At 39.3% G+C, this 15,846-nt stretch carries 12 protein-coding genes and 1 other annotated feature; of the genes, 11 read left to right on the top strand and 1 reads right to left on the bottom strand.

Annotated elements, in window-relative coordinates; translation table 11 throughout:
- The first annotated feature begins 1 nt into the window (after position 1).
- The 8 genes from hemA to ysxE all read left to right on the top strand — a co-directional run bounded on the left by hemA (position 2) and on the right by ysxE (position 8,758).
- Positions 2-1,348, top strand: coding sequence for a glutamyl-tRNA reductase (gene hemA / locus AA0X71_RS07160; protein ID WP_413360793.1), 1,347 nt, complete (start codon positions 2-4; stop codon positions 1,346-1,348).
- A 14-nt stretch (positions 1,349-1,362) separates the two neighbouring features.
- Entirely contained in the window at positions 1,363-2,196 is an 834-nt protein-coding gene (locus tag AA0X71_RS07165) for a cytochrome c biogenesis protein (RefSeq protein ID WP_413360795.1), read from the top strand.
- Between the two features lie 59 nt (positions 2,197-2,255).
- Positions 2,256-3,191, top strand: coding sequence for a hydroxymethylbilane synthase (gene hemC / locus AA0X71_RS07170; RefSeq protein WP_413360797.1), 936 nt, complete (start codon positions 2,256-2,258; stop codon positions 3,189-3,191).
- Positions 3,188-3,976, top strand: coding sequence for a uroporphyrinogen-III synthase (locus AA0X71_RS07175; RefSeq protein WP_413360799.1), 789 nt, complete (start codon positions 3,188-3,190; stop codon positions 3,974-3,976). Before hemC ends, AA0X71_RS07175 begins: the two co-directional genes overlap by 4 nt.
- Before the next feature lie 4 nt (positions 3,977-3,980).
- Positions 3,981-4,958, top strand: a complete 978-nt coding sequence (gene hemB / locus AA0X71_RS07180) for a porphobilinogen synthase (protein ID WP_413360802.1) — start codon at positions 3,981-3,983, stop codon at positions 4,956-4,958.
- Between the two features lie 30 nt (positions 4,959-4,988).
- Positions 4,989-6,275, top strand: coding sequence for a glutamate-1-semialdehyde 2,1-aminomutase (gene hemL, locus AA0X71_RS07185; RefSeq protein WP_413360805.1), 1,287 nt, complete (start codon positions 4,989-4,991; stop codon positions 6,273-6,275).
- Between the two features lie 195 nt (positions 6,276-6,470).
- A complete protein-coding gene (gene spoVID / locus AA0X71_RS07190; RefSeq protein WP_413360807.1) occupies positions 6,471-7,571 on the top strand; it encodes a stage VI sporulation protein D in 1,101 nt (366 codons plus the stop codon).
- A 128-nt stretch (positions 7,572-7,699) separates the two neighbouring features.
- Positions 7,700-8,758, top strand: a complete 1,059-nt coding sequence (gene ysxE / locus AA0X71_RS07195) for a spore coat protein YsxE (protein ID WP_413360810.1) — start codon at positions 7,700-7,702, stop codon at positions 8,756-8,758.
- Positions 8,759-8,816: 58 nt separating this feature from the next.
- Here the strand turns inward: ysxE and AA0X71_RS07200 are convergent, their stop codons facing one another.
- Positions 8,817-9,008: a hypothetical protein gene (locus AA0X71_RS07200; RefSeq protein WP_413360813.1), complete on the bottom strand. Its 192-nt coding sequence runs from the start codon at positions 9,006-9,008 to the stop codon at positions 8,817-8,819.
- A 374-nt stretch (positions 9,009-9,382) separates the two neighbouring features.
- Positions 9,383-9,616: a binding site (T-box leader), on the top strand.
- 61 nt (positions 9,617-9,677) lie between these two features.
- On the opposite strand from AA0X71_RS07200, the gene AA0X71_RS07205 reads away from it, so the two are divergent.
- From AA0X71_RS07205 to AA0X71_RS07215, 3 genes are all read left to right on the top strand, one after another.
- On the top strand, positions 9,678-12,323 hold the full coding sequence (locus tag AA0X71_RS07205; protein ID WP_413360816.1) for a valine--tRNA ligase: 2,646 nt from the start codon (positions 9,678-9,680) through the stop codon (positions 12,321-12,323).
- A 142-nt stretch (positions 12,324-12,465) separates the two neighbouring features.
- Positions 12,466-13,761, top strand: coding sequence for a bifunctional folylpolyglutamate synthase/dihydrofolate synthase (locus AA0X71_RS07210; protein WP_413360819.1), 1,296 nt, complete (start codon positions 12,466-12,468; stop codon positions 13,759-13,761).
- A 192-nt stretch (positions 13,762-13,953) separates the two neighbouring features.
- Positions 13,954-15,672 carry a diguanylate cyclase gene (locus AA0X71_RS07215; RefSeq protein WP_413360822.1) on the top strand — a complete coding sequence of 573 codons (1,719 nt, stop codon included), beginning with the start codon at positions 13,954-13,956 and terminating at the stop codon, positions 15,670-15,672.
- Positions 15,673-15,846 lie beyond the last annotated feature (174 nt).

Below are 15,846 nucleotides of genomic sequence, written 5' to 3' on the forward strand. Positions count from 1 at the left end.
CATGCATATTCTAACTGTTGGTCTAAATTATAAAACAGCCCCAGTTGAAATTCGAGAGCGTTTAACGTTTGACCCGTCCTTGCTAGGGGAAGCAATGCGTAAGTTGAACGGGAAAAAGAGTATCCTTGAGAACGTTATTCTATCAACATGTAATCGCACAGAAATATATGCAGTCGTTGACCAGATTCATACTGGGCGTTATTATATCAAGGAATTTTTGTCAGAATGGTTTAATATTCCACAACAGGAGTTTTCGCCATTCTTATTTGTCTATGAGCAAGATGGGGCGATAGATCACTTATTTAATGTGGCATGCGGTTTGAATTCCATGGTCTTGGGAGAAACGCAGATCCTTGGACAGGTGCGCTCTAGTTTTATGGAGGCTCAAGAAAATCAAACAACGGGTACAGTCTTTAATCAGTTATTTAAACAAACGATTACATTGGCAAAGCGAGCGCATTCTGAAACAGATATTGGCGCAAATGCGGTGTCCGTCAGCTATGCAGCTGTTGAACTAGCGAAGAAAATATTTGGCTCATTAGATGGTAAGCATGTCCTCATACTAGGTGCAGGTAAAATGGGTGAACTAGCCATACAAAACCTTCACGGCAATGGGGCAAGCCAAGTGACCGTTATCAATAGAACATTTGAAAAAGCGAAAAGCTTAGCGGAGCGTTTTTCCGGTCAAGCGAAATCATTGAACGAACTTCAATGTGCCTTAATTGAAGCAGATATCGTCATTAGTTCTACTGGAGCAAAGGATTTTGTTATCGATAAGGATATGATGGAAGATGTCGAGAGAGTTCGAAAAGGGAAGCCATTATTTATGGTCGACATCGCCGTACCACGTGACTTAGATCCGATGCTTGCAGAACTCGATAATGTATTCTTATATGATATCGATGATTTAGAAGGGATTGTTGAAGCGAATTTACAAGAACGTCAAAAGGCAGCCGCAAAAATTTCATTGATGATTGAGGCGGAAATCGTCGAGTTCAAGCAGTGGTTAAATATGCTTGGGGTTGTTCCTGTTATTTCAGCTCTACGTGTAAAAGCTCTGCAAATTCAAGCTGAAACGATGGAGAGCATCGAAAGAAAGCTTCCACATCTTTCTGATCGAGAAATGAAGGTTCTCAATAAGCATACGAAAAGCATCATCAATCAAATGCTTAAAGATCCGATTTTACAGGCGAAAGAGCTTGCTGGAACAAATAATGCTGATGAAGCGCTGGATTTATTCATGAGAATATTCAATATTGAAGACCTTGTAAAAGAACAGCAAGAATCGAAAGTTGCCGATTTAAAGAGAGCTGTTGTTGCAACACCACAAGCTTCCTTTCAATCATAAAAGGAGTTCTATCTATGATTGAGGTTAACATGACTCGGCTACATGAATTCACAATTATTCTTTATGCCTTGAGTATATTACTATATTTTATTGATTTTCTTTACAGTAGCCGGAAAGCAAACCAAGTTGCCTTCTGGTTACTTGCGTTTGTATGGATTTTACAAACGACTTTTTTGTGTATTTACATGGTGAATACTGGTAGGTTTCCGGTGCTCACCATCTTTGAAGGCCTCTATTTTTATGTCTGGGTTCTTATTACACTATCACTTGGAATCAATCGCTTAATGAAGGTTGATTTCATTGTTTTCTTTACAAATGTAATAGGGTTCGTGATGATGGTGATTCATACATTCGCACCTATTCAATACGAATCTGAAATTATGGTCAATCAGCTTTCATCTGAATTACTATTTATACATATTACAATGGCGATTCTATCATATGGAGCATTTTCGATATCAGCCGTATTTTCCCTACTCTATTTATTACAATACAATCTTTTAAAAAGGAAAAAATGGGGAGCAAGGCTCATTCGAATTGCTGATTTAACGAAGCTTGAGCATATGTCTCATGTATTAAATGTGATAGGAGTCCCGATGCTCTTATTATCGCTGATTCTAGGACTGCAATGGGCTTATATTAAATTACCAGAAATGATTTGGTACGATGCGAAAGTCATCGGCTCTTTTATTGTCCTTGTTGTATATGGAGTCTATCTATACTTGCGAGTTGGGAAAGGATTTCAAGGAAAAAGCTTAGCCTTGTGGAATCTGGCATCTTTTTTAATCATCTTAATCAATTTCTTTCTGTTTGGTCAGTTATCCTCCTTCCATCTATGGTACACATAGGAAACATCCCAATCAGAGGTTACAAGTATAAAAAAATCATCCGTTTTTAGGAGGCAATCATGAGAAAATTTATTGTTGGTTCAAGACGTAGTAAGCTAGCTTTAACACAAACAAATTGGGTCATTGATCAATTAAGAAAATTGGATCCTTCTTACGATTTTGAAGTGAAAGAAATCGTTACAAAAGGAGATAAAATTTTAGATGTAACCCTTTCAAAAGTGGGAGGAAAAGGTCTATTTGTGAAAGAAATTGAGCAGGCGATGCTTGACGGTGAAATCGATTTGGCGATTCACAGTATGAAGGATATGCCCGCAGTTCTTCCAGAAGGACTTGTGATCGGCTGTATTCCTGAAAGAGAAGACCATCGTGATGCGTTAATTTCTAAAGGTCATGTTAAATTAAAGGATCTAAAAGCAGGTTCGGTCATTGGTACCAGTAGCTTACGTCGTGGAGCGCAATTATTGGCCGTTCGACCTGATCTTGAAATCAAATGGATTAGAGGAAATATTGATACTCGTCTTGCAAAACTAGAAACAGAAGAATATGATGCGATTATTTTAGCAGCGGCAGGTCTCGCGCGTATGGGTTGGGCGTCTGATGTTGTAACGGAGTTTCTTGAGCCAGAAGTATGTCTTCCTGCTGTTGGGCAAGGTGCCTTATCGATTGAGTGTAGAGGAAACGATACCGAGCTTCTTACTCTTTTAAATAAATTTACATGCCCGAACACCGACGTGACCGTTAGAGCAGAGCGTGCATTCCTTCATAAAATGGAAGGTGGCTGTCAAGTTCCAGTCGCTGGCTATGCCTTTATAAACGATGATAAAAAAATCGTCTTAACAGCTCTCGTTGCTTCACCTGATGGAAAAACGATCTATAAAGAGCGTGTAGAAGGTACAGATCCTGAACAATTAGGTGTAGCTGCAGCTGATTACTTAATTGATAAGGGAGCGAAAACGTTAATTGATGCGGTGAAAGAGGAGTTAGACGGAGAATGAGCTCTTCTGCTTTGAAGGGAAAGAAAGTACTTGTTCCACGGGGAAAGAAGAACGCGTCTACCTTTTCTGCCATTGTAGAAGAATTTGGAGGGATTCCAGTTGAGGTCCCTCTTCTAGAATTTCGTCCAGTTGAAAATAGGGATCTTCTTGCTCCAATACTAGCTTCTTTACATACATATGATTGGCTTATTTTTACAAGTGAAGTTACCGTGGATACCTTTTTTACCATCGTAAGTGGTGAACAAGTAAAAGGATTACCGAAGATCGCTGTAATCGGGGAAAAAACGGAACAAGCTTTGTTTAAAAAAAGAGTTGCCGTTGATTTTAAGCCAAAGCGTTATGTGGCAGAAAGCTTTGTGGAGGAGTTTTCTCCTTTCGTAAACAAAGGTGAGAAGTTATTAATTCCAAAAGGAAATTTAGCGCGGGATTATATTGCCCAGTTTTTTAAAGAAAAAGGTCATTCTGTTGATGAGATCATCATCTATGAAACCTATTTTCCTGAAGAAAGTAAGGAAAAGCTTAAAAATCTATTAAAAAATCGCGAGCTAGATATCCTTCCCTTTACAAGTCCTTCGACGATTGAACATTTTACGTCAGTGGTCAACAATTACGGTCTTCACGATCATATTAAAGACTGTGTTGTGGCAACAATTGGGCCAGTATCGAAACGAAAATGTGAAGCACTGGGACTTACCGTACACGTTTGTCCTGAAGTCTACACTTCTTATGAAATGATCCATGCAATTGAAAAATACATGATGAAAAAGCTGAAAATTGGAGGATAAAATAATGAACTTATCATTTAATCGTCACCGTCGTCTAAGACAGTCTACAGCCATGCGTTCAATGGTTCGAGAAAATCATCTTCATGTAGAGGATTTCGTCTATCCATTATTTGTCGCTGAAGGCGAAAATATCAGAAAAGAAATCTCTTCTATGCCGAATGTATTTCAATTATCACTAGACCATTTACTTGAAGAGATGGAAGAGGTTGTTTCTTTAGGAATCAAATCTGTCCTTTTATTTGGAATTCCTCTTGAGAAAGATGAATGTGGACAGGGAGCTTTCCATGATCATGGGATCGTTCAAGAAGCGACTCGTCTCATTAAAGAGCATTATCCAGAATTAGTGGTCATTGCTGATACTTGTCTTTGTGAATATACAAGTCATGGACATTGTGGAATTGTCGAGAATGGCAAGGTTTTAAATGATCCGTCATTGAAATTGTTGGTCGATACTGCCGTTAGTCAGGCGAAAGCTGGTGCTGATATTATTGCTCCATCTAATATGATGGATGGTTTTGTCACAGCGATTCGTGCTGGACTAGATGAAGCTGGTTTTGAAGATACGCCAATCATGTCCTATGCGGTCAAATATTCCTCTGCTTTTTACGGCCCATTTCGAGATGCGGCGGAAAGCACACCACAATTTGGCGATCGTAAAACGTATCAAATGGATCCGGCGAACCGCTTAGAAGCATTTCGTGAAGCAGAATCTGATGTCGCAGAAGGTGCCGATTTTCTCATTGTGAAGCCAGGAATGCCTTATTTGGATATCGTCCGTGATGTGAAAAATAATTTCACTTTGCCAGTCGTGATTTACAATGTGAGCGGAGAATATTCCATGGTGAAAGCAGCAGCTCAAAATGGATGGATTGACGAGAAATCTGTTGTCATGGAAATGCTAGTAGGGATGAAGCGCGCTGGAGCAGATATTATTATTACTTATCATGCCAAAGATGCGGCAAAATGGCTGAAAGAAAATTAATTTTAAATATGTGAGAAATGAGGGAAAAAGATGCGTTCTTATGATCAATCGATTGCTGCTTTTCAAGAAGCGAAAGAATTAATGCCTGGTGGGGTGAATAGCCCTGTTCGTGCCTTTAAATCGGTCCATATGGATCCGATTTTTATGGAAAGAGGAAAAGGTTCTAAAATCTATGATATTGATGGAAATGAATATATTGATTATGTCTTATCATGGGGTCCGCTCATTCTTGGTCATACAAATGACAGAGTTGTAGAAGCGTTGAAAAAAGTCGCAGAGCTTGGGACAAGCTTTGGTGCACCTACTGTATTGGAAAATGAGCTTGCAAAGCTTGTCATTGAGCGTGTTCCTTCGATTGAGGTCGTGCGCATGGTGTCTTCTGGTACAGAAGCGACGATGAGTGCCCTTCGTCTTGCTCGTGGCTATACGGGTCGCAATAAAATTTTAAAGTTTGAAGGCTGTTACCATGGCCATGGTGATTCTCTTTTAATTAAAGCAGGTTCCGGTGTTGCGACGTTAGGTTTACCAGATAGCCCAGGAGTACCTGAAGGAATTGCTAAAAATACAATCACTGTTCCATACAATGATTTAGATAGTGTAAAACTAGCTTTTGAACAATATGGAGATGATCTAGCTGGCGTGATTGTTGAACCTGTTGCAGGAAATATGGGGGTTGTTCCTCCGCAACCAGGATTTTTAGAAGGTCTTCGTGAAATTACGAAGGAAAACGGCACACTTCTTATTTTTGATGAAGTGATGACAGGCTTCCGCGTTGGTTACAACTGTGCTCAAGGATATTTTAATGTTACACCAGACTTAACTTGCTTAGGAAAAGTAATTGGTGGTGGCTTACCTGTTGGCGCTTATGGTGGACGTGCGGATATCATGGAGCAAATTGCTCCAAGTGGCCCGATTTATCAGGCAGGAACATTATCTGGTAACCCTCTAGCGATGACGGCAGGGTACGAGACGTTAAGCCAATTAACGCCTGAAAGCTATCAAGAATTCGAGCGTAAAGCGGATATTCTTGAAGCAGGTATTACAAAGGCAGCCGAGAAATATGGTATTCCGGTTACGTTTAATCGTGCTGGTTCCATGATTGGTTTCTTCTTTACCAATGAAGAAGTTATTAATTATGAAAAAGCAAAAACGTCTAATTTAGACTTCTTTGCTTCATATTATCGTGAAATGGCAAACCTTGGCGTGTTCTTACCACCTTCTCAATTTGAAGGGTTATTCCTTTCAACTGCCCATAGTGATGAAGATATTGAAAAAACGATTGCAGCTGCTGAAGCGGCATTTTCGAAACTTAAATAACGCATTTTGACTAAAGGCTTGAATTCTAGTTGTTCCATGAGGCTAGAATTCAAGCTTTTTTATTTTGGGAGTGAGCGGGTTCTGCACGATTTTTCCCCATTCTTTTATCTGGATTTTTATCATAATTATATTTAACGACTCATAAATTGTTAATGACATGGTGATTAATGAGAGGTAATGAAAGGAGGAGTCGCTTTGTCTGAAGGAAATGAATCTTTCTTACGGTTTTCCTTGGAAGAATCGGTATGGTTTCAAAAGGGACAGGAAGTAGCGGAGCTTATTACCATTTCGCTTGATCCAAATATAACCATTCATGAAAATGAGGATTATGTAACGATTGAAGGGGAATTACAGCTTAGCGGGGAATACCAGCGGAAAGAGACAGAGGTTGAAGTGGAAGAGGATGCTCCAATATCACCAAAATTTGTTCAACAATTCGACAATCGAGAAGAGGGAGTCACAGAATTCTCTCACCGTTTTCCAGTGGATATTACCATCCCTGTTCATCGTATCGCAAGTATTTATGATCTTGATGTGGAAATTGAATCATTTGATTATGTTTTCCCTGAGCAAAGCTGCATGAAGCTAACAGCTGATTTAACGATAACCGGGCTAAAAAGCGATGAGCCGGAAGTCCAGCAAGAAACAGCTGAGCCTGAGCTTGCTCTTGCGTACCGAGCTGAGGAACCAGAATTGCTGGCAGAAGAAGTTGAAGAAATAAAGGGAGAAGAGGAGACGGTTCCACCAACAAATGAACTCTTCACTCCGTTTGTCGCTGAAGCGAGAAAGTCACCTGATGAAGATGAGGATGTGGAGGAACCTACTCCAATATCATTAGATACGCCGACCCTTCAAGTTTATGAACCAGAGCCTGAGCCTGAAGTGGTGAAAACCGTTCCAGACATTTCGTTTGCTGCGCAAAGAAGTGAATATTCTCCTGATACGGGAGTAAGTATTTTAGCGGAAGTAGAGCAATCTGAGGTGGATTACGAGAGTCCTTCGTTTGAGGAATCATCCTCTTCCTCCTCCTCTGAAGAGGTAGCGAAAAAGAAAAAGAAGAAATCATCAAAGAAACAGGGCATCTCGATTACAGAGTTTTTAGCAAGAAAAGAAGATGAAGATGATGTCGCACGCCTAAAGGTATGCATCGTTCAAAATGGGGATACAATCGATCTCATTGCTGAACGTTATGAGGTTTCCACACAGCAAATTTTAAAGATTAACCATTTAGAGGTTAATCAGGATGTGTATGAAGGGCAGGTTCTTTATATTCCTGCCGCCGTCACCCAAAATTAACAATTGAATAAACGTAGATGAAGAACAGGCTGGGTGGGTTGGTCGGTAGAAACCTGCTCGTCTGTTTTATCTTTTTAAGTTTATAAGAATTGGCTTCGTAATCAGGCTATGGAAAGAAGTGAGTTCGAATGAGTGAAACGAATCATTTGAAGAAGGTTGCACCCATTTTGAAGCACTATGGAATTCAGCCTCATTTTGTGGAAAGCTTCCAGAAGATAAAAAGAATCTATTCTGATAAAGGGGTATTTGCCTTAAAGAAAATCTCTCCCAAACAAGGAACAGATTTCATTAAACATATCCAATACCTCTATCAAAAAGGATTCAATCGAATTATCCCGATATACCCGACACTTGATGGACGATATGCGGTTATGCATGGGAAGAGTTTGTATTATTTAATGCCATGGTTACCTAATGAAATCAAAGAAGATCGCAATGAAATTCATCAGCAAATGTTTAGGGAGCTAGCCCGACTCCATACTCTATCGGTGCGCGAGGTGACGATTAATAAAGAGGAAAAAAGCGAGCATTATGAAAATACAATTCGTGAATGGGAAACAGAAAATGAGTTTCTCGAAGGCTTTTTAGAGCAATGTGAGGAAAAGTGGTACATGTCGCCATTTGAACTCCTTTTTTGTCTTTATTATCACGATATGAGTCAAGCCTTACGCTTTTCCACAAACAAATTTAAAGAATGGTTCGAGGCGACGAAGGATGATGAAAAAGCCCGCGTAGTTTTATCACATGGGAAAATTTCAACAGAACATTTCCTATATGATGATAAAGGCTATGGCTATTTTACAAACTTTGAAAATAGCAAACAGGGATCACCGATGCATGACCTTTTACCATTTTTATCGCGAACGTTAAATACGTATCCAAAATCAAATGAAGATTGTGTCGATTGGATCTATACGTACTTTAAATATTTTCCTTTAAGGGACGATGAATTAAACCTTCTTTTAAGCTATTTTGCCTATCCTCATGGATTGTTATCGATCATAGAGGATTATTATAAGACTCCGAACAGACATGAACGAAAGTATGTCCAAAAACTTCAAGGAGAATATTGGCATTTGAAAAATACCGAATATATTGTGATGAGAATTGATGAGATTGAAAGACAAAAAAGGCTTGAAAAAGAAGCTCAAGCCCAAGCGCAATCTCAAAGTGATACCCAAGGCTAAGGTATTTTTTTTGCCGCATGAACATCGCGCAGGAACAATCTTTGCCTAGGTTGTTCCCTTATAATAAATCGATTTTAAGGGCGACAGTCATTAAGACGAGGGCAATTAAAAACAGGACGTCAAATGCGGTTGGAAATAAAATGGTCCGTATTCCTTGAAAGATGCAGAAAGGAATAGCGAATTGATGTAAAACATCACGAGATTTTCTTAACCACGGTGGAAGTACATATGGATTATACTTTCTTCTCACGATCTCTTCCCCCTCTTCCCCAATAGGTATTTTCCTTATTACTTAATCTATGTCCCTTGATTTGGGAATGTGCGAAAAATTTCGTTGTAGGTTTGTCAGTTCGACTGCAGTCGAATTCCGGAATTAATAGTGAAAGTTCCGGAATTATCGACGAAGTTCCGGAATTAACTTAAAAAGTTCCGGAATTAATCCAAAAGTTCCGGAATTATCCCCAAAAGTTCCGGAATTCCACCTAACTGGGCCCATTTCACACACACAATTCCCTTCATCGAAGTGTCATTTTCCGAAAAAATGTATATACTAAAAAAAATTCGGTTATCCTTATTGACGTCAGTCTTTATTTTTAGGTAGTATATTGATTATACACATACAGCCATATTGCATTGATAGGGAAGAGTACGTTGGTTCTTTGCTTTTAGAGAGGAAAACCGCTAGCTGAAAGGTTTTCTAGGCAACACCAGTGGAAGTCGCCCTTGAGCATCTTTTATGAACGAATTTATTCTATTAGTAAAAGACGGGAAATCCGTTATCTTGTTAAGCGCCAATTGATTTTTTTAATTGATTGGAAAAAAGGTGGTACCGCGAAGCATACTCCATTCGTCCTTTTAATGACGAATGGAGTTTTTTATTTGGCTTGAAAACGGCCAAAAGAAGAAAGGAAGATCGACAATGGAAGCAAATGAATTATCAATGCCAACGAAGTATGATCCCAATTCGATTGAAAAGGGTCGTTATGATTGGTGGGTAAAAGGAAAGTTTTTTGAAGCACAAAATGATGAGAAAAAAGCACCGTATACGATCGTCATTCCTCCTCCGAACGTGACGGGTAAACTTCATTTAGGACATGCGTGGGATACGACATTACAGGATATTTTAACGCGCATGAAGCGGATGCAAGGCTATGACGTATTATGGTTACCAGGGATGGACCATGCGGGAATTGCGACTCAAGCAAAGGTGGAAGCAAAGCTCCGAGAAGAGGGCAAAAGCCGTTATGACCTTGGTCGTGAAGCATTTGTTGAAGAAACTTGGAAATGGAAGGAAGAGTATGCAGGTCATATCCGCCAACAATGGTCAAAGCTTGGCCTAGGTCTTGATTATAGCCGTGAGCGTTTCACCCTAGATGAAGGCTTATCAAAAGCTGTTCGTGAGGTTTTCGTTTCGCTTTATAAAAAGGACTTAATTTACCGCGGTGAGCGCATCATTAACTGGGATCCATCGACAAAGACTGCTTTATCGGACATTGAAGTTATTTATAAGGATGTTCAAGGTGCTTTTTACCATATGAATTATCCACTTGCTGACGGTTCTGGTTCGATTGAAGTAGCGACGACACGTCCAGAAACGATGCTTGGGGATACGGCTGTTGCCGTTCATCCAGAAGATGAGCGTTACAAGCATTTAATCGGCAAAAAAGTCATTCTTCCAATCGTAAGCCGTGAGATTCCGATCGTGGCCGATGATTATGTTGATATGGAATTTGGTTCAGGGGCTGTAAAAATTACACCTGCTCATGATCCGAATGACTTTGAACTTGGAAATCGTCATAATCTTGAACGTGTTCTTGTTATGAATGAAGATGGAACAATGAATGAGCGTGCTGGCAAATACAAAGATATGGACCGCTTTGAGTGTCGCAAGCAAATTGTTAAAGACTTGCAAGAAGAGGGCGTTCTTTTCAAAATTGAAGAGCATATGCATTCTGTTGGTCATTCAGAGCGCAGTGACGCAGTTGTTGAGCCTTACCTTTCAACACAATGGTTTGTGAAAATGCAGCCACTTGCAGACGAAGCGGTTGCCCTTCAGCAAAAGGAAGAGAAGGTTCACTTCGTTCCAGAGCGTTTTGAAAAAACATACTTACACTGGATGGAAAATATCCGTGATTGGTGTATCTCTCGTCAGTTATGGTGGGGACACCGCATTCCAGCGTGGTATCACAAGGAAACAGGTGAGGTTTACGTAGACCATGAACCACCTGCTGATATTGAAAATTGGGTGCAGGATAACGATGTTTTAGATACATGGTTCAGTTCAGCATTATGGCCGTTTTCGACAATGGGCTGGCCAGATACAGAATCAGCTGATTTCAAGCGTTTCTATCCAACAGCAGCGCTTGTAACAGGCTATGACATCATTTTCTTCTGGGTATCGAGAATGATTTTCCAAGGCCTAGAATTTACAGGAGAGCGTCCATTTAAAGATGTACTCATTCACGGTTTAGTCCGAGATGCACAAGGTCGAAAAATGAGTAAATCACTTGGTAACGGTGTTGATCCAATGGATGTCATTGAGCAGTTTGGTGCGGATTCCTTACGATATTTCCTTTCAACAGGAAGTTCACCTGGCCAAGATTTACGCTTTAGTATGGAAAAGGTAGAAGCAACTTGGAACTTTGCCAATAAGATTTGGAACGCATCTCGCTTTGCCTTAATGAATATGAATGGACTAAAGTATGAAGAAATCGATTTAAGTGGCGAAAAGTCGGTAGCCGATAAATGGATTCTTACCCGCCTAAATGAAACGATTGACACGGTCACTAGATTATCGGATCGTTATGAATTTGGTGAGGTTGGCCGCGTTCTTTATAATTTCATTTGGGATGATTTCTGTGACTGGTATATAGAAATGGCAAAACTTCCATTGTATGGGGACGATGAAGCCGCGAAAAAGACGACCCGTTCGATTTTAGCATATGTCTTAGATAACACGATGCGCCTGCTCCATCCATTCATGCCTTTCATTACCGAAGAAATTTGGCAAAACCTTCCGCATCAAGGTGAGTCGATTACAACGGCAAAATGGCCGGAAGTGAATGAAGAGCTATCTGATAGTGAAGCATCTTCTGAAATGAAGTTACTAGTAGAAATCATTCGTTCAGTAAGAAATATTCGTGCTGAAGTAAACACACCGATGAGCAAGAAAATTAAAATGCTCGTAAAGGTGAAAGATGATGGCGTTCTGCAGGTACTGGATAAAAATCGTTCCTATTTAGAACGCTTCTGTAATCCTGAAGAGCTTGAAATCGGAAAGGATATTCCAACACCTGACAAAGCGATGACAGCTGTTGTCACAGGAGCGGAAATCATTTTACCATTGGAAGGCTTAATCAACCTAGATGAAGAAATTGCTCGTCTAGAAAAAGAGCTAGATAAATGGAATAAAGAAGTGGAAAGAGTTCAGAAGAAACTTAGCAATGAAGGCTTCGTAAAGAAGGCACCAGAAAAGGTTATTGCTGAAGAAAAAGCGAAGGAAGCAGATTATCTTGAGAAAAGGGCAACTGTTGAACTTCGTATTAAAGAATTAAAAGGACAATAATATTCACTACCGAAGACGAATCCATTAGCGGATTCGTCTTCGGTGTGTAAATGGGATTTGGATGGTATAATGTTGAACTATGAGAAAGGGCAGTAGATTGCCTGATTTATCGGACGAGCATATAGAAAAAGGTGAAAACAACATGTTTAAATCATATGAAGAAGCGTTGAATTGGATTCATTCACGCTTAAGATTGGGAATTAAACCGGGATTAAAGCGTATGGAATGGATGATGGAAAGACTTGGTCATCCTGAGAAAAAAATGCCAACCGTCCATATCGGTGGTACAAATGGAAAAGGATCCACGGTAACGTATTTACGCTCGATTTTACAAGAGTCAGGTTTAAAAGTAGGAACGTTTACCTCTCCTTATTTTGAACATTTTAATGAAAGAATTTCGATAAATGGTGCCTCGATTAGCGAGAAGGATTTGGTCCAGATGACGAATGTGATCAAACCATTAAGTGACGAGCTCGAGCAGACGGAGCTGGGCGGTCCGACCGAGTTTGAAGTAATTACTGCGATGAGCTTTTACTATTTTGCTGAGATGAATCCAGTAGATCTGGCAATTTATGAGGTTGGTCTTGGTGGAAGATTTGATTCTACTAATATCATCATTCCTCACCTTGCGATTATTACAAGCATTGGCCTTGACCATATAAATATTTTAGGGGATAACTATGAGCAAATCGCCTTTGAAAAAGCAGGAATCATCAAGACGGGTGTTCCCATTTTAACGGCTGCCAAACAACCAGAAGCTCTTAACGTGATTAAAGAGAAAGCAACTGAAATGGATGCCCCTATCTATCGTCTTGGCGAAAAATTTTCTATTGAAAATCATCATTCACTAGAGAATGGTGAACGCTTTTCTTTGCAAACGTCCAAACGCTATTTTGAGAGTTTAGAAATCACCATGCTTGGACAGCATCAAACGGAAAATGCAGCTCTTGCAGTTGAAGCGGCTATCCTTTTAGCTGATTCTTACTTGATTACTGAAGAGCATATACGACATGGACTGAAAAAAGCTTACTGGCCAGGTAGATTTGAAGTGATCTCTACTGAACCTTTAGTCGTTTTGGATGGGGCTCATAATGAAGAGGGGATTGACACACTAGTAGCAGAGCTAACGCGCAGATTCCCTAGATGGAAAAAAAGACTGATTTTTGCAGCTCTAGGTGATAAAAAGGTCAATCAAATGATCAAAAAGCTAGATTCTGTCGCCCATACGATTACATTTGTTAGTTTTGAATTTCCGAGAGCAGCAAGTGCAGAAAAGCTATATGCAATCAGTAGCTTAGACAAAAAAAGAGCGGAAAGCGATTGGAAGAAAGCGATTAGAGAAGAAATTCATACATTAGAAGAAAATGAAATGTTAGTCATTACAGGTTCTTTATATTTTCTATCAGAAGTAAAACCATATATTGAAAAAAAAGGATAATTTAGTACGTTAATTTGTAAAATATATGACAAAAGTTAGAAAATTTGTTAAACTATTAATTAAGAGTATGACTATTTACCTAATAAATATCTATAGATAAAGAACAATAGAAAAGAATATAGCGATGGAATTATGTAATTGATTAAGGCAATCAGTTCTGCTTTAAACTAACTAGAAGTGGGAGGGCTAAAATTGATCAAACCGCATGTGAAAAGAATTATTTGGTTCTTATGGCTCCTTTTCGTACCTGCTGGTATGTGGCTCATTTATCATAACTTCCCTCCCCTTGTTCCGTCCATTAATATTGATCTATTAGGATTTCTATTATTAACATGTTTTGTTGCTAGTACACCGATGATTATCAATAACACACCGATATTTTATATTCAATGGGTGTCATTAACTGTCTTTTTATCATTTGGTCTTTTTGTAGAAGTTCTTTTTATGCAAATAGCCATCATTGTTCTTCTATTAAGAATCAGAATTCCTAAGGAACAAATGTATCGATTTCCTTTAAACTGGCTCATGTTCTTTATTATTTCTGTCTTAAGTGGTCTAATCTATTATTCTCTCGGGGGCACTCATGGAATTGACATATTGAGTAGCCCGAAAAATCTTCTCTTAGCCTTTGTTTATGCAGTATCCTATTTTCTCTTAAATCACTTCGTGTTAACAATTGTTGCTTACGTTGTGCAAGGACGTAAAAGAGCAGTGTTTGACCAAGATTTCGTTTGGGAAGCTGTAACGACAACTCTTACTTTACCAATTGGAATGATTTTATACATTTTATACGCTGAAGTGGGCGTTGTTTCCGTCATTTTTGTCGGCATCCCATTTGCAAGTCTTTCCATAATATTAAACCTATATCATTCAAGTGATAAGGTAAATAACTACTTGCAAAAGGCGGCAGAAATTGGTCATGAACTAGCAGAACGGTTACACGTAGAAGAGGTTCTCGATTTATTTATTCAAAAGCTTACCGAAATGTTCCCAGTCGATTATGCATACATATTAGATGTCGTTAGTGATAAAGAATTGCAACTGTTAAGAAGAGTTGAGAAAGATGCGAGTGACTCCATCGTATTCCCGCCACAATTGAAAGATCAAGGAATAAGCGGTCATGTTTGGGCGACAGGAAAGGCGGTTCTCTACCATTCAAAGAAAGAATGGCAGACTATTGTGCAAGGATACATGCCAGATGCTGTGGAAAGCATCATCTGTGTGCCGATTGTCCGAAACAATGAAGTAGTCGGAATTCTCCTGCTAGCATCTGAACAAAAGAGAGCATATGAAAAAGCACAACTGATGATCGTAGATATTTTAAGCTCCTATTTCGCAGTTGCCATTGAAAATGCAAAACATCATGAACAAACGAAAGAAGAGAGCGAGCGTTGCGCTTTAACAAAGCTATATAACTATCGCTACATGGAGAAAGTTTTAGATGAAGAATATGTCCTTTTAACAAACCACCAAAGAGAAAATTTATCTGTGATCTTACTCGATATTGACCATTTTAAAGCGGTGAATGATCGCTATGGACATCAGAGTGGGAATGAAATATTGGTACAACTGGCCCATCGTCTTACCGCTCTCATTGATGATGGTACGGGGACAGTGGCTCGTTTTGGTGGGGAAGAATTTGTGATTCTACTCCCTAATGTTGATAAAAAATCAGCCCTAAATATTGCCGAATTTGTTAGGCAAACGATTGCGAACCGACCGTTCATTCTTTCACAGCATATTGAAGATACGGAGAAAGAAATAAAGGTTCATATTACCGCGTCCATTGGGGTTGCTTCAGCACCAGAAGATGCCGATGATTCATTGTCTCTCATTAGGCATGCGGATCGAGCGCTATATGTTGGAGCAAAAAGAAACGGACGAAACAAAGTAGCTGAATATGTAAAATAAGAGTGAAAATCCAGTCATATCGATTTTTGCTCTTTTTTGATTTTGAAATTCTAAGGAACTCCACTATTTTACAAATTTACAGTAAACTCAACAATAAATTAATATTTTTTCTATGGAATAGGTGAAACAATTGGTATAATAGTAGTAATAAAGACTCAGAACATATAGTCTAAA

Origin of the sequence: Robertmurraya phoenicis, from assembly GCF_047302285.1 — a bacterium.
Lineage (GTDB): Bacteria > Bacillota > Bacilli > Bacillales > Cytobacillaceae > Robertmurraya.